The organism is Lonepinella sp. MS14435 (assembly GCF_042485795.1).
In the GTDB taxonomy this organism is placed as follows: domain Bacteria; phylum Pseudomonadota; class Gammaproteobacteria; order Enterobacterales; family Pasteurellaceae; genus Lonepinella.
Genome location: NZ_CP169368.1, coordinates 1,232,031 through 1,256,254, shown reverse-complemented (window position 1 = coordinate 1,256,254; position 24,224 = coordinate 1,232,031). Strand labels below are relative to the sequence as shown.

Below are 24,224 nucleotides of genomic sequence, written 5' to 3'. Positions count from 1 at the left end.
TATTCTTACTCTTAAAATTAAAGATACTTAACCCAGTCATCAACACAATCTTGAATTAGCTGGCAGGTATTATAAAAAAATTGTTGATCTTGTTGGAAGGGATCAGCAATATCCATATTGTGCCAGTGTCCTAAACGAAATACTTTTCCTTTTGTGAACGGCCAGTTCTGCTCAATATATTTTTGCTGTTGTAAATCCATCACTAAAACCAAATCGGCTTTTATTAGATGTTCCCTATTTAATTTTCGTGCCACGTGAGCGTGCATATCAATGCTTAAACGATCCATACTTAGAATGGCTCTTTCATCCGCTGGATAACCTGTTAAACCAGCAATACCTGCCGATGAAATATGCAAATCAGGGCGTACCCGTTTAAATAAATATTCACTCATTGGACTGCGGCAAATATTCCCCGTACAAACGACCAAAATTTGGTTAAACATATAGATTATCCTTATTTTGAGAAGTTATAAACAGTATTTGAGAATGGAAGAATTTGATTCACAATACGTTGCCAACGGGTTAATCCTGTTGCGTCAATATAAACAATATCATTACGTTGCATCGTAAATTGATTGGCTAAACCAAAATTACCAATATTGGATAAATCCATTACATAAATTTCAGTTTCTTGGTGATTTTGATTACTACGCAACACATAAACCCCTTTAGCACTTGCACTAGTCATGTCTATCCCTGCACTTTCGCCTAATACATCGCTTAACGTCATACCCTCTTCACGCAAATTATAAGCCTGACTTTTATTTGCCTCACCCATCACATAAATTTTTTGACTATCTTTTTCACCAACATATAATGTGTCATTAGGTTTGAGTAATAAATTATGTAATGAATAACCAGATTTCTCCAAACTGATTGGATTAAGAGTATAACTCACACCATCACGAATTAATGTGATTGTACTTGGATCACCTAAATCATTTAAGCCACCCGCCAAACCTAGTGCGGCATAAACACTCACTGGTTGATTGCCTAGTGGAAATTGACCTATTTGAGCCACATTCCCTTGAACAGAATAGTGCGATCCTTCATAAGATAATACGCGTACAATCGGATCAGGCTGTTTCAAATAGCGTGAAAATTGACTCCGCAACCCTTGGGTAATTTGTTCTACGCTTTTCCCTGCAGCTTGATAACGCCCAACGAGAGGTAATTCAATATAACCATCAGCACCAATCTGATAGCCACTTGCCTTGACAGAAATATCACTATTAACCTGTTGTGTTGCTGGTGGCGTAATTTCAGGATATGCCCACATTTGAATAGACAATACATCATAAGGTTGTAAATAATATGTTGTCGTTTGATTATGCTGAAACAAATGAAGCACTTTTTTCTGTTGTGCATTTTGTTGAGCATTATTCTGCTGACTAAGACTAGCAATATTTTCCTGAGTAATAGGAACAATATTTACCTGACTACCTTGATCCGTTCGGTAACTTCCTGCGGAAGGTAGATTATGAGATTGTAACCCAGAGCAACTGGTCAGAGCTAAACATAAGCCCCCAAAGAATAAATAAGATTTCACTAAACTTTCCTTTTCCCTAATTAACATACATCCGACTAATATTATATTGAAAAAAAATGGATAATACAATTAACAATAATCGTTTAGATCATCTAAAACAGGGATTTTTCTTTTTACCAATAACTTTCTCCTATTCCCTATTTCCCTCAATATGCTAAAATCCTGTCTGTTTACTTTTTATCTTACTCGAGTGATTTTATGCTACCCCGTTTGAAAGATATTCCTCAACTCAATCCTATTGTGGTTGACTATTTAAAGGATTTACAAGCTCAATCTTTTACAGGCGATATAGCTTCTAACTATGCGGATCGTTTGAGTCTTGCAACCGATAACAGTGTTTATCAACTGTTACCGCAAGCTATTTTATTCCCCAAATCCGTTGCAGATGTGGTGCGTTTAACTAAATTAGCCCAACAAGAAAAATACCAAGCACTCACGTTCACGCCTCGCGGTGGTGGTACGGGGACGAATGGGCAATCGCTCAATAACAATATCATTGTCGATCTTTCCCGTCACATGACAGGTATTTTAGAACTCAACGTAGAACAACTCTGGGTGCGTGTGCAAGCAGGTGTAGTGAAAGATCAGCTGAATCAATATCTTAAACCTTACGGTTTATTTTTTGCCCCTGAACTCTCTACCAGTAACCGTGCTACGCTAGGCGGTATGATTAACACTGATGCCTCGGGGCAAGGATCGTTGCAATATGGCAAAACCTCAGATCACGTTTTGGGCTTGCGTGCAGTGTTGATAAATGGTGAAATTTTAGACACATGTGCGGTGAAAACCGATGGATTTTTGGCAAATTTACCTGACAATCTGTCCGTACTCGGTCGTCAATTACATCAGGAAATTTTTAGCCGTTGCCAAGCAAAACGCCAAACCATTATGCAGGATTTACCCCAACTGAACCGTTTTCTCACGGGTTACGATCTCAAAAATGTATTTAATCAAGATGAAAGCGAATTTAATCTCACCCGCATTTTAACAGGCTCGGAAGGATCACTGGCGTTTATTTGTGAAGCTGTCTTAGATTTAACCCCAATTCCACAATATCGCACACTGATTAATGTGAAATACCGTTCCTTTAATTCCGCCTTGCGTAATGCCCCCTTTATGGTGAAAGCCAATGCGTTGTCAGTGGAAACCGTGGACAGCAAGGTATTGGGTTTAGCAAAAGAAGATATTGTGTGGCATTCAGTCAAAGATTTGCTCACCGAAGAAGATGACAATCCGATTTTAGGCTTGAATATCGTGGAATATGCAGGCAATAATCAAAGCAAAATTCAGCAATTTGTCACCGCACTTTGCAGCCAATTAGATAATAAAATTGCCCATCAGGAAGACGATATTATCGGTTATCAAGTGACCAACGATTTGGCTTCTATTGAACGCATTTATGCCATGCGGAAAAAAGCGGTCGGTTTATTAGGTAATGCCAAAGGTTGGGCAAAACCGATTCCTTTTGTAGAAGATACTTGTGTTCCGCCTGAAAATTTAGCCGATTATATTTTGGAATTTCGTGCCTTACTCGACAGCCACAATTTGCAATATGGTATGTTTGGACACGTTGATGCTGGGGTGCTACACGTTCGTCCCGCATTGGATTTAACCGATAAAGCACAAGTCAAATTATTCAAGGAAATTTCCGACCAAGTGGCAGAAATGACGCGAAAATACGGCGGTTTAATTTGGGGTGAACACGGTAAGGGCATTCGTTCTTATTATGGTGAAAAATTTTTCACGCCTGAATTATGGCAAGAACTGCGTTATGTGAAATTTTTATTCGACCCTAAAAACCGCCTAAACCCAGGGAAAATCTGCACTCCATTACATTCACAAGATGAACTGTATGGTTTGTTGTCACCAATGCGAGCCGATCAGGATCGTCAAATTCCGATTAAAATGCGAGAAGAATTTTCAGGTGCCATGAATTGCAATGGTAATGGTTTATGCTTTAATTTTGATGTGCATAGCATTATGTGTCCGTCCATGAAAGTCAGCAAAAATCGTATATTCTCACCGAAAGGGCGTGCCGCTATGGTGCGTGAATGGCTACGTTTAATGGCAAATGAGCAGGTGCAAGCTGAACAATTAGATTTTAAAAAATCACATATCAAACTATCTGAATTTGTGCAAAAAATTCGCCATACGTTCAAGCAAAAGCAGGAATACGATTTTTCCCATGAAGTAAAATTTGCGATGGATAGCTGTTTAGCTTGTAAAGCCTGTGCCAGCCAATGCCCAATTAAAATTGACGTGCCAAGTTTCCGAGCTAAATTTTTCTATTTTTATCATCAACGCTATTTGCGTCCACCGAAAGATTATGTGGTAGCAAATTTAGAAGTAGTTGCTCCGTATATGGCAAAAGCACCACAGTTTTTTAATTTTTTCACTAAGTTAAAACCTGTACAAACGATGGTGGAAAAAACCTTAGGAATGACCGATTTGCCGTTGCTCTCGCAACCAAATTTACAGCAGCAATTAGTCGAAATCGGTTATCAAGGACAGTCACTCGAACAGCTTGAAAGTCTATCGGAAGCAGCTAAAGCCAATCTGGTGTTAATTGTACAAGATCCTTATACGTCCTACTATGATGCCAAAGTGGTTCGTGATTTTGTCGCACTTTGCCAAAAACTTGGCTACCAAGCGGTGTTATTGCCGTTTAAACCGAATGGCAAGGCTCAACATATAAAAGGCTTTTTAGGGCAATTTGCTCGCACGGCGAAAAATCAAGCGGAAATGTTAAACCGAATGGCAAAATTAGGCGTGCCATTGGTCGGCGTGGATCCTGCTATTGTGCTGTCTTATCGTGATGAATATAAAGAAGTATTAGGCAAAGAAAGGGGCGATTTTCATGTACTTACCGCTCACGAATGGCTAATCTCACAATTAAACTCAGAAAATATTCAAAGTGCGGTGAAAAATTTACAACATTCTAGCCAGACTTTAAACCAACAAAAAACAGAACAACAAAACTGGCAATTATTTCCACATTGCACCGAAACCACCTTTATGCCAACCAGCCCTAAACAATGGCAACAGATTTTTGCGACCTTTGGCGAAACCCTACAAGTACAAAATGTCGGTTGCTGTGGTATGGCGGGGGTATTTGGGCATGATGTAAAAAATCAAACCATGTCAAAAGATATTTATGATGTTTCTTGGGGAGAAAAATTACAAGGTAAAAATCCTGAACGTTGTTTAGCCACGGGCTATTCTTGCCGTAGTCAAGTGAAGCGTTTTGAGAAATTTAAACCTAAACACCCCGTTCAAGCATTATTAACATTATTTAAATAGGAAACTTAATGAACATTTGGAAACGTGAATTTACGCTTGATGATCTCAATCAGGCTTGCCATGATTGTGCGGTACATCATCTTGGCATTGAATTTAGTGCGAAAGGCGATGATTGGTTAGAAGCCACCATGCCTGTCAATGAAAAAACCATGCAGCCAGTCGGTATTTTACATGGTGGTATTTCTGCTGCCCTTGCAGAAACCGTGGGATCGGCCGCAGGACATTGTTGCACCGAGGGAACTCAAGCGGTAGTAGGGGCTGAAATTAATGCGAGCCATTTACGCCCAGTCTATAAAGGCTCTGTTGTTACTGCTCGAGCGACTGCCGTAAAAATTGGACGTACATTGCATATTTGGCACATTGATATTCGCAATGAAGAAAATAAACTCTGTTGTGTTTCTCGTTTAACCCTTTCGGTAATTAATACTAATGAATAAAAAAATAGGTGTTATTCTTGCCAATTTAGGCACGCCCAATGCAGCGACACCCGAAGCGATTAGACCTTATTTACGTCAATTTCTCAGTGATCCACGTGTGGTGAATTTACCAAAATGGCGTTGGCTTCCGCTACTCAATTTTATTATTTTGCCTATTCGTGCTAAACGTATTGCAAAAACTTATCAATCCATTTGGACAGAACAAGGCTCTCCCCTACTGGCTATTAGTAAACAGCAACAACAGGCATTACAACATCATTTTGAACAGCAAAATCAAAATGTTATAGTCGAACTTGGCATGACTTATGGTGAACCTAGCATTGAAAGTGCGGTGCAAAAATTAATAAATTTACATACAAACAAAATCATCGTACTACCACTCTATCCACAATATAGTAGTACGACTACCGCACCTGTATTTGATGCGTTTGCTAAAGCATTAAAAAATCATCGCCACATTGTGCCTTTTGAATTTATTCATTCCTATCATTTGGACGAAAATTACATCATGGCATTGGTGAACACTATCCAAGCTAAAATGCAACAAGACGAATTCTTGCTATTTTCTTATCACGGTATTCCGCTACGTTATGAAAAAATGGGGGATTATTATCGTGAACATTGCCGCCAAACAACCTTGGCTGTCATCGATAAACTTGGCTTAGTGGAAACCCAATGGGGCATGACGTTTCAGTCACGTTTTGGTAAAGAAGAATGGCTACAACCTTACACCGATCAATTTATGCGAACAGCAGCGAAAAATGGCATTGAAAAATTAGCCGTGATTTGCCCTGGATTTTCAACCGACTGTTTGGAAACATTAGAAGAAATTAATGAAGAAAATCGAGCATATTTTTTACAAAATGGGGGCAAAAGTTATCAATATATTCCTGCATTAAATGCGGAACCATTGCATATTGAAATGATGGCTCGATTGATTGAAGAACGGATTTAATTTGACGCTAACCTAATAAAAAATCGGTTATAATTATGCGATGTAATTATAACCGATTTTTTATAGCACACGACGCGATTGGGTATAAGTTCTTGCCCAATAATCTTCGCTCAAAGAACTAATAGTAACACCTTGGCTAGAACTGGAGTGCATAAATCTGCCATTCCCCATATACACACCCACATGACGGTTTTTACGGAAGAAAACTAAATCGCCCTGTTTCAATTCATTTTTCTGAATACGTTTGCCCACATATTTCTGCTCTGATGTAGAACGTGGTAAATCCATACCAAAGGCGGTGGCAAAAGTTTCTTGCATAAAAGCAGAACAATCAATGCCATTACGCCCTGTACCACCCATACGATAACGTGTCCCAACCCATTTATTATAAACCTGCGTTAGCTGCTTATATGCCACAGAATTATTCGTTTTTAAATCATTCCCTAAAATGGTTAACTGCATATCATCTTGCTGTTCGGTTATACTGGTATGTTTCCTCAATGTACCCGATGTATTTGAACAGGCAGCCAGTATCAACGCACTGACTATAATTAGTATCTTTTTTAACATTGTTATTATCTACATATAAAATCAAAATTGCTCAAGATCCTACCTTACTTTAAAACTAATTTCCAGTTTTTATGCACTATTTATGCACTTTTCATGATCATTATTTCATCTTCATGCAAGATTTCTCATAAAAAAGTGAATTTTATTCAAAAAAACACCGTACTTTAAACAAAGTGCGGTGTGATTCTGATTATTTTTTGTTATAAAAACAATTATTTTTTCTTCGCTTTAGCATTTGGTAAGTCGGTAATTGAACCTTCAAATACTTCAGCAGCCAAACCAACAGATTCGTGTAAAGTTGGGTGAGCATGGATAGTGAGTGCAATATCTTCGGCATCACAACCCATTTCGATCGCTAAACCAATTTCACCTAACAACTCACCAGCATTGGTTCCAACGATTGCCCCACCTAAAATACGATGCGTTTCTTTGTCGAAAATTAACTTAGTCATGCCCTCTGCACAGTCTGAGGCGATCGCACGACCTGAGGCTGCCCAAGGGAAGTTAGCCACTTCATAGCTGATATTCTCGGCTTTACATTCTTTTTCGGTTTTACCAACCCATGCTACTTCAGGTTCAGTATAAGCAATAGATGGAATCACTTTTGGATCGAAATAATGTTTCTTACCTGCAATCACTTCAGCGGCAACATGACCTTCATGCACCCCTTTGTGTGCCAACATTGGTTGACCCACCACATCACCAATTGCATAAATATGTGATACATTGGTACGCATTTGTTTATCGGTACGGATAAAACCACGCTCATCAACCTCAACACCTGCTAAGTCAGCATCAATCAATTTTCCATTTGGCGTACGACCGATAGCTACTAACACAGCATCATAAATGCGAGTTTCACTGCCTGATTTACCCTCCATAGAAACATGAATACCATCATCTTTGGCTTCAACTGCGGTTACTTTGGTTTCAAGTAATAATTTGAATTTTTTCTCAATTTGTTTGGTGTAAATCTTAACAATATCTTTATCCGCTGCAGGAATAACTTGATCAAACATTTCCACCACATCAATTTCGGAACCTAAAGCACTATATACCGTCCCCATTTCCAAACCAATGATACCGCCCCCCATGATTAATAAGCGTTTTGGTACTTCACGTAATGCCAGTGCATCAGTAGAATCCCATACACGAGGATCTTCATGAGGAATAAATGGCAGTTGAATTGGACGTGACCCGACCGCAATAATGGCATTATCAAATTTAATGGTTGTTGGATTGCCCTCACGATCTTTTGAAACTAAGGTATGGCTATCGGTAAATCTAGCCCAACCTTCAACGACTGTGACTTTACGCATTTTTGCCATACCAGCTAAACCACCAGTTAAACGGCTAATCACACCGTCTTTACCTGCACGTACTTGGTCTAAATCAATGGTTGGCTCGCCAAAAGAAACGCCGTGATGTTCAACGTGTTTCGCATCTTCAATCACTTTAGCAACGTGTAATAAGGCTTTAGATGGAATACAACCTACGTTTAAACATACCCCACCTAAGGTTGAATAACGTTCAACAAGAACGGTTTCTAAACCTAAGTCAGCACAACGGAAAGCGGCTGAATAACCAGCAGGACCAGCACCTAAAACCACAACTTGTGTTTTAATTTCTTTACTCATTTGTTCTCCTTATTTCCAAAAATGCGGTGAAAAAGACCGCACTTTTCGGATATTAATCATTACATTGCCAAACGGCGTAGATCGGCTAATACGCCACCAATAAAACTAATGAATCTTGCACCATCAGCACCATCAATCACACGGTGATCGAAAGATAAAGATAATGGTAACATTAAGCGTGGAGCGAATTCTTTACCGTTCCAGACTGGTGCCATTTCAGACTTAGATACCCCTAAAATTGCCACTTCTGGTGCATTCACAATCGGAGCAAAATGAGTGGTACCCAAACCACCGATACTGGAAATCGTAAAACAACCACCTTGCATATCAGAAGCAGTCAACTTACCTGCACGGGCTTTTTTCGATACTTCCATGAGTTCACGGGAAAGTTCGATAATGCCTTTTTTGTTCACATCTTTAAACACTGGCACAACTAAGCCGTTTGGTGTATCTACTGCCACACCGATGTTGACATATTTTTTCAAGGTTAAACGTTGACCGTCTTCGGAAATGGAGCTGTTAAAACGTGGATAGGCTTCCAACGCTTTGGCTGCTGCTTTCATAATGAATACCACAGGGGTAATTTTCACGTCTAATTTTTGTTTTTCAGCCAGTTTGTTTTGTTCTTTGCGGAAATCTTCTAAATCAGTAATATCCGCACGGTCGAAGTGAGTTACGTGTGGAATCATCACCCAGTTGCGATGTAAGTTCGCCCCTGAAATCTTGTTAATACGCGTTAATTCAACTTCTTCCACTTCACCAAATTTGCTGAAGTCCACTTTTGGCCAAGGTAATAAGCCTAAACCCGCACCGTTTGCAGCACCAGAACTTGCTGCTGCCCCACTTTCAAGTACAGCAATGGCAGCTTTCACATAGGCTTGAACGTCTTCTTTTAAGATACGACCTTTACGACCAGTGCCTTTCACTTTATCCAAATTCACACCAAACTCACGAGCCAAACGGCGAACCACTGGGGTTGCATGAGCAAAGGTTGTACTTGCAGTAACTGCTTCTTGGTTAGCAGCTGGGGCAGTAGTTGGAGCTGGGGCAGATGCTGCTTTTGGTGCTTCAGCTTTTGGAGCATCAGCAACTGGAGTGGCTTGTGCTTGGGATTGAGCAGGTGCAGAACCTGATTCAAATTTCATGATTAATTTGCCAGTCGTTACTTTGTCGCCTACGGCAATCAAAATTTCTTTCACCACGCCTGCGATTGGTGCAGGTACTTCCATGGAGGCTTTATCGCCCTCGACATTGATAATAGATTGATCGACTTCAACCGAATCACCTACTTTGACCATAATTTCAGTCACGTTGACTTCATCAGAGCCAATATCTGGCACATTTACATCGACTACAGCAGAAGCTGTTGGTGCAGTGGCTGGTGCTGGTGCGGCTTCAGCTTTTGGTGCTTCGGCAGCTGGTGCAGTACCTGCAGCTTCTAATTCAAGCATTGGCGTACCAGTCGAAACCTTATCACCCACTTTGACTAACACTGCTTTAACTACGCCTGCCTCTGGTGCTGGCACTTCCATGGAGGCTTTGTCGCCTTCTACATTGATAATGGATTGATCCACAGCAATGGTATCGCCCACATTCACCATTACTTCGGTTACCGTGACTTCATCGCTTCCAATATCGGGGATTTGAATTTGTTTTGACATTTTTTATTCCTTTTCTGTGCTTGCGGCTAAAATTCAAAAAATTACCCTTTTTTCACCGCACTTTAAAACCATTTCTAATTAATTCATCAATGTGGGAAATATTTTCCCACATTAATATAATGATTTAATTAAGCGTATAACGGATTCACACGTTCAGTTTTTAAACCGTATTTCTCAATCGCTTGTGCAACCACTTTCGTTTCAACTGTACCTTCTTTGGCTAATTGTGCTAATGCAGCAACCACGACATAATACTCGTTCACTTCAAAGTGTTCACGCAAGTTTTCACGACCGTCTGAACGACCAAAACCGTCAGTACCTAACACGTGATAATGCTTGCTTGGAACATAAGCACGAATTTGCTCTGCATAAAGTTTCATATAGTCAGTAGAAGCTACGGTTGGTAAATCGGCTAACACTTGAGCCACATAAGGTACACGTGGTGTTTCAGTTGGATGTAATAAATTCCAACGTACTGCATCGGCACCCTCACGACCTAATTCATTGAATGATGGCGCACTGAACACATCGGCTGTTACGCCATAGTCATTGGCTAAGATTTGAGCCGCTGCACGAACGTGACGCATAATTGCACCTGAACTTAGCAACTGAACATGACCTTTGCCTTTTCCTTGTACTGTTTCAAATTTATATAACCCTTTACGAATACCTTCTTCCGCACCTGCTGGCATAGCTGGTTGTTCAGTCACTTCATTTAAGGTGGTGATATAATAGAACACGTTTTCTTGTTTTTCACCGTACATACGGTTAATACCGTCTTGAATAATCACGGCGACTTCAAAGGCAAATGCAGGATCGTAGGTCACACAGTTTGGAATCACACCCGCTTGAATATGGCTATGACCATCTTCATGTTGTAAGCCCTCACCGTTTAAGGTTGTACGACCTGATGTGCCGCCGATCATAAAGCCACGGGCTAATTGGTCGCCAGCTAACCACATCATATCACCCACACGTTGGAAACCAAACATGGAGTAATACACAAAGAATGGAATCATCGGTAAGTTATTCACAGAATAAGATGTTGCCGCTGCAACCCAAGAGGCGGTTGCACCTAATTCGTTAATACCCTCTTGTAATACTTGACCATCGGTCGCCTCACGATAGTAAGCCACTAAATCACGATCTGATGGCACATAGTTTTGACCTTCTGGGCTGTAAATACCGATTTGGCGGAATAAACCCTCCATACCAAAGGTACGAGCTTCATCTGCAATAATTGGCACAATAGTTTTGCCGATATTTTTGTCTTTTAATAAGGTGTTTAACACACGGCTAAATGCCATGGTAGTAGAAATGCCACGTGGTTGTTCCTCTAACAATGCTTGGAATTCAGACAAGGCAGGCACTTTATATTCAACATCAAATTTTTGACGACGAGCTGGCACATAACCATTTAAGGCTTTACGATGATGATGAATATAGTTGTACTCTTCTGAATCTTCGGCAAATTTAATGTATTCTAATTTTTCAACTTGCTCATCGGTTAATGGTAAATGGAAATGATCACGGAAACCTTTAAGGCTGTCTAATGACATTTTTTTAGACTGGTGAGCGGTATTTTTACTTTCTGCTTCTGGAATTTTATAACCTTTCACCATGTGAGATAAAATCACCACTGGTTTATCAGATTTTTGTGCTTTTTCAAAAGCAGCATACATTTTTTCACTATCGTGACCACCACGGCGTAACGCCCAAATTTCATCATCTGTCCAGTCAGCCACTAATGCAGCAGTTTCAGGATAACGACCAAAGAAGTGTTCACGTACATAAGCACCATTTTTTGATTTGAAAGTTAAGTAGTCACCGTCAACCACTTCCATCATTAATTGGGTTAATTTGCCTGAAGTATCTTTGGCGAATAATTTATCCCAACCGCTACCCCATAATACTTTAATCACTTCCCAGCCTGCACCGCTGAATAAACCCTCAAGTTCTTGTACAATTTTACCGTTACCATGAACTGGACCATCTAAACGTTGAAGATTACAGCTAATTATAAAAATTAAGTTATCTAATTTTTCACGAGCCGCAACAGTAATTGCCCCTTTAGATTCAATTTCGTCCATTTCACCATCGCCTAAAAACGCATAGACTTTCTGGTTAGAAGTATCTTTTAGCTTACGGTTATGGAGATATTTTAAGAAACGAGCACTATAAATAGCATTGACAGGACCTAACCCCATTGAAACTGTTGAGAACTGCCAAAAATCAGGCATAAGTTTCGGGTGAGGATAAGATGATAAACCATCTACAAAGGCTTCTTGACGGAAGTTATCCATTTGTGCTTCGGTTAAACGCCCCTCCACAAACGCACGAGCATAAATACCTGGTGCGGCATGACCTTGAGAAAAAATTAAGTCCCCACCGTCTTTTTCAGTGGCAGCTTTAAAGAAATGGTTATAACAAACTTCATACATTGACGCGGCAGATTGGAATGTCGAAATATGACCACCTAAATCTAAATCTTTTTTCTGGCTACGTAATACCATTGCAATGGCATTCCAACGTACTGCAGAACGAATACGACGTTCAATATCTTTGTTACCTGGATAAGGTGGTTGTTCAGATACAGGAATGGTATTTACATAAGCTGTTGTTACACCAGCTGGTAAAGGCACGGCTTGGCTGCGTGCGTGTTGCATAATTTGCTCAACGATGAACTGAGCACGCTCTGTCCCTTCTTCACGAATAATTGAATCAATAGCCAATAGCCAATCTTGTGTTTCGATTGGATCTACGTCATTCTTCACGATTTCTGACATCGTCTCTTCCTTATTTAGATGTTAATAAAATTATGTTTAGCCCATTGCTAAACGGCGAGTTGATAACTGAATCTTAAAATTCTTGCTTAGATAATGAGGAATACTCATCTAATTAAAAAATTTTTTAAATTTTATTAGATTTTTTTAATCAAGCATAGTCATATTTCACTAAATTTTAACATTATTTAATCTAAATATCACGAAATAAGTAAAATATTGACCGCACTTTAACTGCATTTGTAATAAAAATCACCGCCTCTAAAGGCGGTGATTCAGACTGCTGATTTCTTATTTAACAACTTCGGTAAGTAGTTTCTGATAATCAACCAACGCATTCGATGTAATATCACTAATACGCTGATTACTGGTTAAGGTCATGGCAACTTTCATTTCTTTTTTGAAAATATCTAACATATTTTCTACTCCAGCACGACCTGCCGCACCAAGTGCATAAACAAAAGAACGTCCGAGCATAGTGGCATCTGCCCCTAAGGCAATCATTCTCACCACATCTAAACCATTACGAATCCCAGAATCGGCAAGGATTTTAATATCTCCTTTAACCGCATCAGCAATCGGTGGTAAGGCACGGGCTGAAGAAAGCACACCGTCCAACTGGCGACCACCGTGGTTAGATACCACGATACCGTCAGCCCCAAAACGTACTGCATCTTTTGCATCTTCTGGATCTAAGATCCCTTTAATCACCATTGGACCGTCCCAGAAATCTCGAATCCATTCCAAATCTTTCCAAGAAATTGACGGGTCAAAGTTTTGAGTTAACCAACCGATGTAATCATCTAAATTGATTGGTTTACCCATATAAGTGGATACATTGCCTAAGGTATGAGGTTTACCATTGATCCCTACGTCCCATGCCCAAAATGGATGAGTGATACCTTGCAATATACGACGAATTTCTTTATAAGGTCCACTCATTCCTGAGTGCATATCACGATAACGAGCCCCAGGGGTTGGCATATCCACAGTAAACACCAGTGTTGAACAACCTGCTGCTTTAGCACGTTCCAAGGCATTTTTCATAAAGCCACGATCTTTCAATACATAAAGTTGGAACCACATTGGGCGTTTAATAGCTGGCGCTACTTCTTCAATCGGACAAATAGAAACTGTTGATAAAGTAAACGGAATCCCTTTATTATCTGCTGCTTGAGCCGCTTGCACCTCTCCACGACGGGCATTCATACCTAATGCACCTACTGGGGCTAACGCCACTGGCATGGAAAGTTTTTCACCAAAAAGTTCAATTTCTGTATCCAAATTTGACATATCTTTTAATACACGTTGTCTTAACGCAATATCAGCTAAATCCATTACGTTACGTTCTAATGTACGTTCCGCATAAGAACCGCCGTCCGCATAATGGAACATAAATGGGGGAACTTTACGTCTTGCTGCTTCACGATAGTCATTTGCTGATGAAATAATCATATTTTTACCTCTCTTAAAATTATTATTTTTATTAAATTGAATAGAATATTGGCACTATAAAAGTGGCTGCGATAGCCGCAATTACACCATAAATTAACATAGGAATAGCCGTTTTCTTCAAGATCTCACCTTCTTGGTTTTGCAAATTCACAATGGTACTCACCGCAATGATGTTATTCACACAAATCATATTCCCCATGGCACCACCCACAGATTGTAAGGCTAAGATAAGTGAAACATTTAAGCCTGCTAATTCTGCGGTAGATATTTGTACACCACCAAAGGTCAAGTTAGATACGGTATTTGAACCTGAGAAAAATGCACCGATAGCCCCTAAATAGGCGGAGAAATAAGTCCAAGACTCGCCTGCTACACTGGCAAAGCCCGTACCGATAATTTTCACCATGGAATTATCACCGCCCATGGTCATTAATTTTACCATCACCAAGGCACCAAACATTGCCCAAAATGGTCGAATACCTTGTTTAATACTACGCATAGCAATTTGATGTACGGATTTGACACTCAAACGATAAATGAAAAACGTCAACAAAGAAACAACACCAAACGGAATTAAGGCTGGCACATAAAGCAAACGATAGTTATCTGAAACCCCTGTTCCAAAAATATTGCTTAATGAGAAAACTAAGCCTTTGGTAATCGCAAAATCACCAAGATAACCCCATGAAGCATTAATCCATGGTGTTTTATCTTGAATCATGGCATTAAATGGTAACTGTGGTAAACGAGTAATGATCAAAAGCGTAATTAACAATAAGGTCGGCGATAAGGCTTTAAATACTTCTGCTTTAGTCACCGTAGCAGCCTGTTCCGCACCTTCCGTTTTAGCTAAACCAATACCAAAATTTGCGACCGTAATTGAAATTAATAAACCGATTGCACCACCCACTAATGATGGAAATTCATAGTTAAACTGAGCTAATAGTACATAAGGCACAACACAAGAAAGAATACTAATGTAAACGAAAACAATGTTACGTTTGACATCTTTCCATTCTACTACAAATAATAAAGCTATAATCGGAATAACCAACGCCGCAACAGAGTGCATTAAAGCAGTCATTCCACCAATTTCAAGAATCTGTTCAGCGGGTAAATTTAAGGGAGAAAGACCAAACCATGTCGGTGTTCCTACCGCACCAAAAGATACAGGTACAGAGTTCATTGCCAACGCTAAACAAGCCACACGGAATGGTTTAAAACCAAGTCCAATTAAGATTGGTGCAGCAATCGCTGGTGGTGTTCCCCAGCCACTGGCACCCTCAAGCATAAAGGCAAATGCCCATGCGATAATCATTAATTGTGCAATTGGGTTTGGGTTAATATTGGCTAACCATTTTCGTAAGGTATTAATCGCCCCTGAATCTTCCAATGTTCGGTGGAAAAGGATTGCACCAAAAATAACGGTAATTGGCACTAAAGTAGAAAGATAACCAGATACAACATTGGCATTCACCAACACTAAATCGGCATCAAAATAGAAGACTTTAATTAAATAAACTAATACTGCAACAATAGGAAGTGCAATATAAGATGGCACAGGATTGCGTTTAACCATTAAATAAATTAAAAGCACAATGGGAAAAATACTTAAAAATAACGCCATAAAAAAACCTCTTTAAGATATAACAAATCAGACCGCTTATTGTAAATAATTATCAACATAAAAATAGAGGAAAGTATCAATTTTGTGATCTGTGTTACATTTTTGTAATCTAAATGTTTATTATATGTTCAGAAAACTCATGAGATTTAATATTTTGAATAAAAAACAACAAAAAAACCCGCAACTAAACTGCGGGTTTTAGTAAAGTGATTTTATAAAATCATTTTTTTAATACAAGGACAACTGATTCACCAGCAACTACATCACCAACTTTTTTACTGATATTACTGATTTCGTCCATATTAGAAATAACTACTGGAGTTAATATAGATTTTGCTTTTTGCTCTAATAATTCAAGATCAAATTCAATAACTGTGTCACCACGTTTGACTTCTTGACCTTCTTTTGCTACACGAGTAAAACCCTCACCTTTTAATTCAACGGTATCAATACCAAAGTGAACAAATAATTCAATTCCCTCTTTGGATTCCATTGAGAAAGCATGGTTAGTTTCAAAAATCTTGCCTATCACACCATCTACAGGTGCGACAATTTTATTACCATTTGGGCGAATTGCTATACCGTCACCAACAATTTTCTCAGAGAAAACCACATCTGGCACATCTTCAATATTGACAATTTCACCTGAAAGTGGTGCATAGATTTCTACTTCAACAGCTTTACTTTCTTTAGCACCAAATAATTTATCAAAAAATCCCATTTTTATTCTCTCTCCTACTATATGAACAAAAATTTTGCGTATTCTAACGCAAAATTTTTGGGTTGTATCTAGTTAAATTGATTTTCTTGCAAAAAATCGTTGACTAATTGTTCAATTTCAACCGCAGTTGGCACTTGCAATGCTTTTTCTGCTAGTGCTTTAGCATCTTGATAATTGACATTCCGAATAATTTTCTTAATAGCAGGAACGGAAATAGCACTCATACTAAATTCGTCTAAGCCCATACCCAACAATAAAATTGTAGCACGTTCATCGCCTGCTAATTCACCACACATTCCTGTCCATTTACTTTCGGCATGTGAAGCATCGATCACTTGTTTAATTAAACCTAATACTGATGGCGACATCGGGTTATATAAATGAGAAATCATTTCATTACCACGGTCAACCGCTAAGGTATATTGGGTTAAGTCGTTCGTACCAATACTAAAGAAATCTACTTCTTTAGCTAAGAATTTTGCATTTACTGCTGCTGATGGAGTTTCCACCATAACGCCGATTTGAATATTTTCATCAAAGGCTTTACCCTCATTGCGTAGCTCTTGTTTCAACGTTGCAATCACGGATTTTAATTCACGAATTTCTTCCACAGAAATAATCATCGGGAACATCATTGCCAATTTACCAAAAGCAGACGCTCTTAACACTGCACGTAATTGAGCATGTAAAATTTCACGACGCTCCATGGCAATTCGAATCGCACGCCAGCCTAAGAATGGATTCATTTCTTTTGGTAAATTCATATATGGCAATTCTTTGTCACCACCAATATCCATAGTACGTAATACCACAAGACGACCATTCATTGCTTCAACAACTTCTTTATAAGCAATAAATTGTTCTTCTTCACTTGGTAATTGATCACGATCCATAAATAAGAATTCGGTACGATACAAACCAACGCCTTCCGCACCGTTACGATCGGCACCTTCACAATCACGAATTGTCCCAATATTTGCTACCACATCAACACGATGACCGTCTAATGTCATAGCTGGTAAATCTTTTAATTTAGCTAACTCTGCTTTTTCAGCTGCTAATTTTTCTTGTGCTGATTTTAACGCATCTATTTCAGCTTGAGTTGGATTGACTAATACTTGATTATTGACTGCATCTAATACTAAGAAATCACCCGTATTGACTAATTCAGTTACATTATTTGTCCCTACAATCGCTGGTAATTCCAAAGAACGAGCCATAATTGAGGTATGTGAAGTACGACCGCCAATATCGGTAATAAAACCTAACACTTTATCTAAATTTAACTGTGCTGTTTCAGATGGAGTTAAATCATAAGCAACCAAAATCACTTCTTCATTAATATCACCTAAATCAACAATTTTCATGCCTAGAATGTTTTTAATCAAACGATTACCAATATCACGAATATCGCCTGCACGTTCTTTTAAATATTCATCATCGATTTCAGATAACATGGTCACTTGCTGATCGATAATTTTACTTGTAGCAACTGCTGCGTTCACTTTATTAGAACGCAGGTAATCTATAATTTCTTCTTCTAATTCTTCATCTTCTAAAATCATTAAATGACCTTCAAAGATTGCAGCCTTGTCTTCACCTAACGACTTGAATGCACGATCACGAATAGAACTAAGTTGCTCAACTGCGGCGGTACGTCCTTGATAAAAACGAGCAATTTCATTATCAATTTGCTCATCTGTAATTTTGTGCATATCAAGCACAATTTTTTCTTCTTTAAGAACGAGAGCTTTACCGAAAACGATACCTGGAGAGGCTGGAATTCCTGAAATCATAAATTTACCCTTTGACTGAAGTGGAACGACAATGAAATTATAGCCATAACACTATATTTTTATTATCAAAATACCTTGATAAAAATGTATATGGCTAAACAAAAATTATTCTAAAGTAGGTATTAATGCAACTAAATGCTCTACAGCAGCTTGTTCATCTTCACCTTCAGCAGAAATAGTAATTACTGTACCTTGGGTTAAGCCTAAGGTTTGCAATTTAAATAAACTTTTCGCACTTGCACTTTTACCTGCAGAAGTAACAGTAATATCAGAACCAAACCCTTTTGCTTCTTTTACAAATTGTGCAGCTGGGCGTGTGTGTAAACCGCTTGGAGCGGTAATTTCAACGTCTTTTGAGTACATGGATGTTTCCTCTTTTTTTGATTTATTTAAATGAAATCTTACACTATTATTACGTAATTTTAATAATTAATACCTTATTCTAAGCGATTAATGCAATTGGATCACGTTAAAATTCACAAAAATCCAAAAATAGTCAGAAAATTGACTAATTAATAATCACCACTTAACAGATTATTAACTTTATCTTTATTGTAATCGATCCAATCCAGCTCTTAAATCTGAGATAAGTTCATCCACCGCTTCAAAACCAATATGCAAACGAATTAACGTTCCCGATAAAGTGCGGTCAATATTTGGACGAATTTTCGCAATATCTTCAGGCTGATTATATAAAATTAAACTTTCGAATCCACCCCAAGAATACGCCATGGTAAATAGTTCAAAATGATCCATAAAGGCAGACAACTGTTGAGCGTTTAATTTTTGCTTTAATTCAAAAGAAAATAAACCTGCTGATCCCGTAAAATCACGTTTAAAAAATTCGTATCCCAAACAACTTGGTAAGGCTGGGTGATATACTGCTTTCACTTCAGGTTGTTCCGCCAACCATTTTGCTATTTTGATACTACTTTCTTCGTGCTGTTTAAAACGCACTGCCAACGAACGAATTCCACGTGCTGTCGTATAAGCACTATCAGCATCCACCATTTGTCCCATTAAATAGGAATTTTCACGCAACTGATCCCAACAACGGGCATTTGCTACAGCAGTACCGATCATCACATCCGAATGTCCAACAAGATATTTAGTACCCGCTTGAATAGAAATGTCCACTCCATGCTCAAGGGCTTTAAATAGAATCCCACCGCCCCATGTATTATCTAGCATAATCACCACATCAGGATTCACTGATCTCACTGCTTGTACAATAGATGGAACATCTGGCACTTCCATAGTCAATGAACTCGGCGTTTCAAGAAAAACCACGCTAGTATTCGGACGTATTAAATCAGCAATTTTTGCACCGCAGATAGGATCATAAAATGTCGTTTCAACCCCTATTTTTTTCAGAATTTGATGACAAAAATCTTGACTCGGTTCATAGGCTGCTCCCGACATCAGAATATGGTCGCCAGTTTTTACAAAGGCTAAAATACTATTGGTAATAGCCGCTGCTCCACAAGGATAAAGATAACAACCTGCCCCACCTTCCATTTCACACATCAAATCTTGCAAAGCAAAATGGGTCAATGTACCACGACGACCATAAAATAACGCCTGTTTGGCACGATTAATAGTCGCTTGTTTTTTATCGGCAAGAGTATCAAAAACTAGAGAAGATGCCCGTTGAATAACAGGATTCACAGCACCTTGCGTAACCCGTTTATTTCGTCCTGAATGTACTAATTTTGTGGCTAATGAATATTCTTTTGTCATATTATCTTCCTTAATTATAATTCAGCCAACATGCCCAACACCATTTGTGATGATATTTTTGCAGCTAAAGGTAAAAATTCCTCAAAAGATATACTGGCTTGCCCATCACCTGCATCAGAAATGGCTCGTACCACCACAAAAGGCACTGCAAAACTATGGCAAACTTGAGCAATCGCGGTGGCTTCCATTTCTACTGCAACAACCTGCGGGAAATCTGATTTAATTTTTTGTAATGGTTCGCCCCCAGCAATAAAACTATCTCCCGAGCAAATTAGCCCACGTTTTACGCTATTTCCCTGCTGTTGAGCAATTTTTTCTGCAAGTGCGGTCAATTTCTCATCAGAAATAAAAGTCGGCGGACAAGCTGGTAATTGCCCTTTGACATAACCAAATGCCGTCACATCTGCATCGTGATAGGCTGTTTCGGTGGAAATCACAATATCCCCAACTTTTAACCCCTGAGCAACGCCACCTGCCGATCCCGTGTTGATCACTACATCAGGTTTTGCCAGTTGTAACAAGGCAGTTGTCGCTATTGCAGCAGCCACTTTGCCAATACCAGATTGCACCAACACTACCGCTTTATCAGCAATTTTTCCTTCAAAAATCACCGCACTTGCGACTTTGGTTTCTGTTTTTTCTGTCATTAACCCTAACAGAATTTCCACTTCTTGTGCCATTGCACCGACAATACCAATTTTCATTTATTTATCTTGTTGTTCCATGATTAATTTATTCACTAAATAATCTAACACCGCAAAAGTGTAATCATCATTATAAAGCGTGCTAATGGTTAATACATATTTACCGTTTATCACCACAAAGGGATAGGTAAACACACCATATTTTTCCGTTCGAGCAATCGCAGAATTGACTAATTTTGTTGTTGAATTAGCATAAAAAATCTTATCAAATTGTTTTTCATCTACTTTATTTTGTTGTAACCAAGTCAATAAATTTTCTAATTTAGCTAATTCTAAATAACGTGTTGCATCAATGGTTTCAAACAAAAGCAAATCAGAAACATCATCACGTTCCATTTGTTTTAGGCTGTAAAACACCTGAGCAGAATAATGTGCATTTGCAGTAGCAATCGGATATTCTTCATAGCTCACTTTATCTGAATTAAGCTCTTGATAAAGCACCAAAATATCTTGCACATTAACACAGGTTCGGCAATCGTAATCAAAAAAAGATTGAATGAGTACCCGACCTTTTTCTAACTGCATATTCACTGGTGTGCTGTATGAAAAATAATCCTTGCCATCTTGAAACGGTCGTTCATTTTCCTGTACTGTTATTTCGGCTGTATCATTTTGTTGTTCACTTTTTCTCGGTGCCGATTGATTATCCGCCCAAGTCATACTACTCAATAACAACAAAAACAATATAGATAAATATTTCATAAGGTTACACTAACATTACTGGTTCAATATAATCCACTAATAATTGAATATCACGATTACCACGAAATTCATTAATATCTAGTTTATATACTAATCTCGCTTGTTTAATTGACTTATCAGGATAATAACGAGTATCGACATTAAAAGCAATGGCATCAATCAGTTGTCCGCCCTGTTTAGGCTCTAATAACATTTTTAAATGGCGTTCGCCCACTAAACGTTGTTGTAAAATTTTAAATTCGCCGTCAAATACGGGTTCAGGAAAAGATTGTCCCCAAGGTCCTGCCTGTTTTAACATTTCTGCGGTTTGAATGGTTAATAATGGAGCAGATAATTCGCCGTCCGTCCACAACATGCCTTGCAGTTCATCATTGCCTAAGCACTCCGTTACCACATCATTAAAACTGCGTTGAAATTGTTCAAATAATTCCGCCCGAATACTTAATCCTGCTGCCATAGCATGACCACCAAATTTTAAAATCATCTCTGGATGACGTTGATGTACACGTTCCAATAAATCTCGTATATGCAAGCCCTCCACCGAACGAGCAGAACCTTTCAGCACCGCATCACCATCTTGAGCAAATGCCACAATCGGACGGTGAAACTGATCTTTAATACGAGAAGCGACAATCCCTAATACGCCCTGATGCCAATCTGATTGATAAAGTGCTACCCCCAATGGTAATTGTTGCTCACGATTAAGTGCGGTCAATTTTCGGCAAATTTCTAGGGCTTCTAATTTCATGCCTTGCTCAATTTCTTTACGTGTTTGGTTTAATTCATCTAATTCTAAAGCTAACGCTCTCGCCTGCTCCATGGTTTCTGTCAGCAACAGTTCCACTCCAATCGACATATTATCCAAGCGACCCGCCGCATTCAGACGCGGAGCAATGGAAAAACCCAAATCACTGGCGGTTAATTGATGAATATTTTTATTTGCGACTTCCACCAAAGCTCGAATACCGCAACAACAATGCTCGGCTCGAATACGTAACAATCCTTGATAAGCCAAAATTCGGTTATTTTGATCTAACGGCACCACATCCGCAATCGTTCCCAAAGCGACCAAATCCAATAAATCGGTAAAATTCGGTTGGGTTTGACTATCAAACACGCCCATTTCACGTAATTTAGCCCGTAATGCCAACATCACATAAAAGGTTACACCCACACCAGCCAACGCTTTAGACGGAAAATCACAGCCGACTAAATTAGGGTTTACAATGGCATCTGCATTGGGTAATTGTTCAGCGGGCAAATGGTGATCGGTAATCACTACACGTACCGAATTTTGTTTCAAATAATCCACGCCCTCTAAGGAAGAAATACCGTTATCCACCGTAATCAACACCTCAACCCCTTGTGCTAGTGCCATTTCGGCAATAGATACACTCAAGCCATAGCCCTGTTCAAAACGGTTCGGGATCAAATAATTCACATCGGTAAAGCCTAACTGACGTAATGCCGTTACCGCTAAAGCCGTACTAGTTGCACCGTCCGCATCAAAATCCCCAACAATCACAATTTTTTTATCTCGAGAATCTGCCAATAATTGCACCGCAGTTTGCATGCCTGATAATAAATGCGGTGATAACATAGACGACAAAGTGCGGTCTAATTGTTGTGAATTTTGAATATGACGAGAACGATATAAACGATCTAATAAAGGGTTATCACAAACAGGCGAACCTATTGGTATGGATCTTCTTTGAATGATTTTATTCACGGGAATATTGTTATTATTAATTAATCATTGTAGGGTACATTGATGATATGCACCCTATGTTATTACTTGTTATTTAATTCAGCTAGCAATGCTTTCGGTTCCAAATAACCGCCAATAATTTCACCATTTTCAGTCAAAATTGCTGGCGTACCTTGTACTCCAAATGCCACACCTAATTTATAATGTTTTGCCACAATATTCGGTGCTTTCAAGTGTTTTGGTAAATTACCTTGCTCCGCATCATTTAACGCTTGAACTTTATCTTGAGCAGTAAAAATCGCTTCCATTTGTTGAGCAGTTTGATCATTACTCGCCACCCCACGACGAGGAAAAGCTAAATAACGTACAGTTATCCCTTGTTCGTTATAGTCTTTGATCTGTTCGTGTAATTTATGGCAATAATAACAGCTAATATCCATAAATATGGTTACTACATGCTTTTCATTTTTTGCAGGGTAAACAATCATTTCATTTTTATAATTTTCTAAGGTAGTCATCAAGGACTTCGCTGCAACATCTACAGAACCTTTATCAGTTAATTCATATAATTTACCGTGCAAAACATATTTTGCATCATCACTCACATACAAAATACCTTCTTCTGTATTAGCGGTTTTTAACCCTTGAATCGGCGAATCTTTAACTTCAACCTGTTGCATACCCATTTTAGTTAACTTAGCAATAATCGCTTTATCATCAGCCATAGCATAAAAGGCGAACAATGCGAGAAAAACTGCGGTGAAAAATTTGTACATTTTTACTGTCCATAATCATAATCAAAAAACTGGTTTGCTAGTTTAGCATAACTTTCCGTTGAATTTAACTATTTAACCAATAACGGATTTCACCCAAACACTA

The 24,224-nt window shown here is 38.8% G+C and carries 19 protein-coding genes; 3 read left to right on the top strand and 16 right to left on the bottom strand.

Features of this window, described 5'->3' with window-relative positions; all coding sequences use genetic code 11:
* Positions 1-17: 17 nt before the first annotated feature.
* A complete protein-coding gene (locus tag O1Q80_RS05960) occupies positions 18-443 on the bottom strand; it encodes a low molecular weight protein-tyrosine-phosphatase (protein WP_386685803.1) in 426 nt (141 codons plus the stop codon).
* Between the two features lie 11 nt (positions 444-454).
* Positions 455-1,549, bottom strand: coding sequence for a polysaccharide biosynthesis/export family protein (locus O1Q80_RS05955; protein WP_386685800.1), 1,095 nt, complete (start codon positions 1,547-1,549; stop codon positions 455-457).
* 198 nt (positions 1,550-1,747) lie between these two features.
* Between O1Q80_RS05955 and O1Q80_RS05950 the strand changes: the two genes are divergently transcribed.
* Genes O1Q80_RS05950 through hemH form a run of 3 tightly spaced genes read left to right on the top strand, consistent with a single transcriptional unit; the run spans position 1,748 to position 6,241 of the window.
* A complete protein-coding gene (locus O1Q80_RS05950) occupies positions 1,748-4,849 on the top strand; it encodes an FAD-binding and (Fe-S)-binding domain-containing protein (protein WP_386693678.1) in 3,102 nt (1,033 codons plus the stop codon).
* An 8-nt stretch (positions 4,850-4,857) separates the two neighbouring features.
* Positions 4,858-5,286, top strand: a complete 429-nt coding sequence (locus tag O1Q80_RS05945; protein ID WP_386693676.1) for a hotdog fold thioesterase — start codon at positions 4,858-4,860, stop codon at positions 5,284-5,286.
* Positions 5,279-6,241, top strand: a complete 963-nt coding sequence (hemH, locus tag O1Q80_RS05940) for a ferrochelatase (RefSeq protein WP_386693674.1) — start codon at positions 5,279-5,281, stop codon at positions 6,239-6,241. Before O1Q80_RS05945 ends, hemH begins: the two co-directional genes overlap by 8 nt.
* Positions 6,242-6,301: 60 nt before the next feature.
* On the opposite strand, the gene O1Q80_RS05935 is transcribed toward hemH, so the two are convergent.
* The 14 genes from O1Q80_RS05935 to dsbC all read right to left on the bottom strand — a co-directional run bounded on the left by O1Q80_RS05935 (position 6,302) and on the right by dsbC (position 24,121).
* A complete protein-coding gene (locus O1Q80_RS05935) occupies positions 6,302-6,811 on the bottom strand; it encodes an NlpC/P60 family protein (protein ID WP_386693671.1) in 510 nt (169 codons plus the stop codon).
* 212 nt (positions 6,812-7,023) lie between these two features.
* On the bottom strand, positions 7,024-8,448 hold the full coding sequence (gene lpdA / locus O1Q80_RS05930) for a dihydrolipoyl dehydrogenase (RefSeq protein ID WP_386685786.1): 1,425 nt from the start codon (positions 8,446-8,448) through the stop codon (positions 7,024-7,026).
* 59 nt (positions 8,449-8,507) lie between these two features.
* The gene (gene aceF / locus O1Q80_RS05925) at positions 8,508-10,109 is read right to left on the bottom strand and encodes a pyruvate dehydrogenase complex dihydrolipoyllysine-residue acetyltransferase (protein ID WP_386693668.1); all 1,602 of its coding nucleotides are present in this window, start codon (positions 10,107-10,109) and stop codon (positions 8,508-8,510) included.
* A 128-nt stretch (positions 10,110-10,237) separates the two neighbouring features.
* Positions 10,238-12,895: a pyruvate dehydrogenase (acetyl-transferring), homodimeric type gene (aceE, locus tag O1Q80_RS05920; RefSeq protein WP_386693666.1), complete on the bottom strand. Its 2,658-nt coding sequence runs from the start codon at positions 12,893-12,895 to the stop codon at positions 10,238-10,240.
* A gap of 288 nt (positions 12,896-13,183) precedes the next feature.
* Complete coding sequence (gene lldD, locus O1Q80_RS05915; RefSeq protein ID WP_386693664.1) at positions 13,184-14,347, bottom strand: FMN-dependent L-lactate dehydrogenase LldD; 1,164 nt, start codon at positions 14,345-14,347, stop codon at positions 13,184-13,186.
* Between the two features lie 31 nt (positions 14,348-14,378).
* Entirely contained in the window at positions 14,379-15,974 is a 1,596-nt protein-coding gene (locus O1Q80_RS05910; RefSeq protein WP_386685774.1) for an L-lactate permease, read from the bottom strand.
* A 220-nt stretch (positions 15,975-16,194) separates the two neighbouring features.
* A complete protein-coding gene (gene crr, locus O1Q80_RS05905) occupies positions 16,195-16,695 on the bottom strand; it encodes a PTS glucose transporter subunit IIA (protein WP_386685772.1) in 501 nt (166 codons plus the stop codon).
* Between the two features lie 68 nt (positions 16,696-16,763).
* Positions 16,764-18,491 carry a phosphoenolpyruvate-protein phosphotransferase PtsI gene (ptsI, locus tag O1Q80_RS05900; RefSeq protein WP_386693661.1) on the bottom strand — a complete coding sequence of 576 codons (1,728 nt, stop codon included), beginning with the start codon at positions 18,489-18,491 and terminating at the stop codon, positions 16,764-16,766.
* A gap of 105 nt (positions 18,492-18,596) precedes the next feature.
* A complete protein-coding gene (ptsH, locus tag O1Q80_RS05895) occupies positions 18,597-18,854 on the bottom strand; it encodes a phosphocarrier protein Hpr (protein ID WP_386685767.1) in 258 nt (85 codons plus the stop codon).
* Positions 18,855-19,040: 186 nt separating this feature from the next.
* Entirely contained in the window at positions 19,041-20,231 is a 1,191-nt protein-coding gene (metC, locus tag O1Q80_RS05890; RefSeq protein ID WP_386693659.1) for a cystathionine beta-lyase, read from the bottom strand.
* A gap of 14 nt (positions 20,232-20,245) precedes the next feature.
* Entirely contained in the window at positions 20,246-20,935 is a 690-nt protein-coding gene (locus O1Q80_RS05885) for a 5'-methylthioadenosine/adenosylhomocysteine nucleosidase (RefSeq protein ID WP_386693656.1), read from the bottom strand.
* Positions 20,936-21,637, bottom strand: coding sequence for a thiol:disulfide interchange protein DsbA/DsbL (locus O1Q80_RS05880; protein ID WP_386693654.1), 702 nt, complete (start codon positions 21,635-21,637; stop codon positions 20,936-20,938).
* A gap of 4 nt (positions 21,638-21,641) precedes the next feature.
* Positions 21,642-23,366, bottom strand: a complete 1,725-nt coding sequence (recJ, locus tag O1Q80_RS05875) for a single-stranded-DNA-specific exonuclease RecJ (protein ID WP_386693199.1) — start codon at positions 23,364-23,366, stop codon at positions 21,642-21,644.
* 62 nt (positions 23,367-23,428) lie between these two features.
* The gene (gene dsbC, locus O1Q80_RS05870; protein WP_386693653.1) at positions 23,429-24,121 is read right to left on the bottom strand and encodes a bifunctional protein-disulfide isomerase/oxidoreductase DsbC; all 693 of its coding nucleotides are present in this window, start codon (positions 24,119-24,121) and stop codon (positions 23,429-23,431) included.
* Positions 24,122-24,224: the final 103 nt, after the last annotated feature.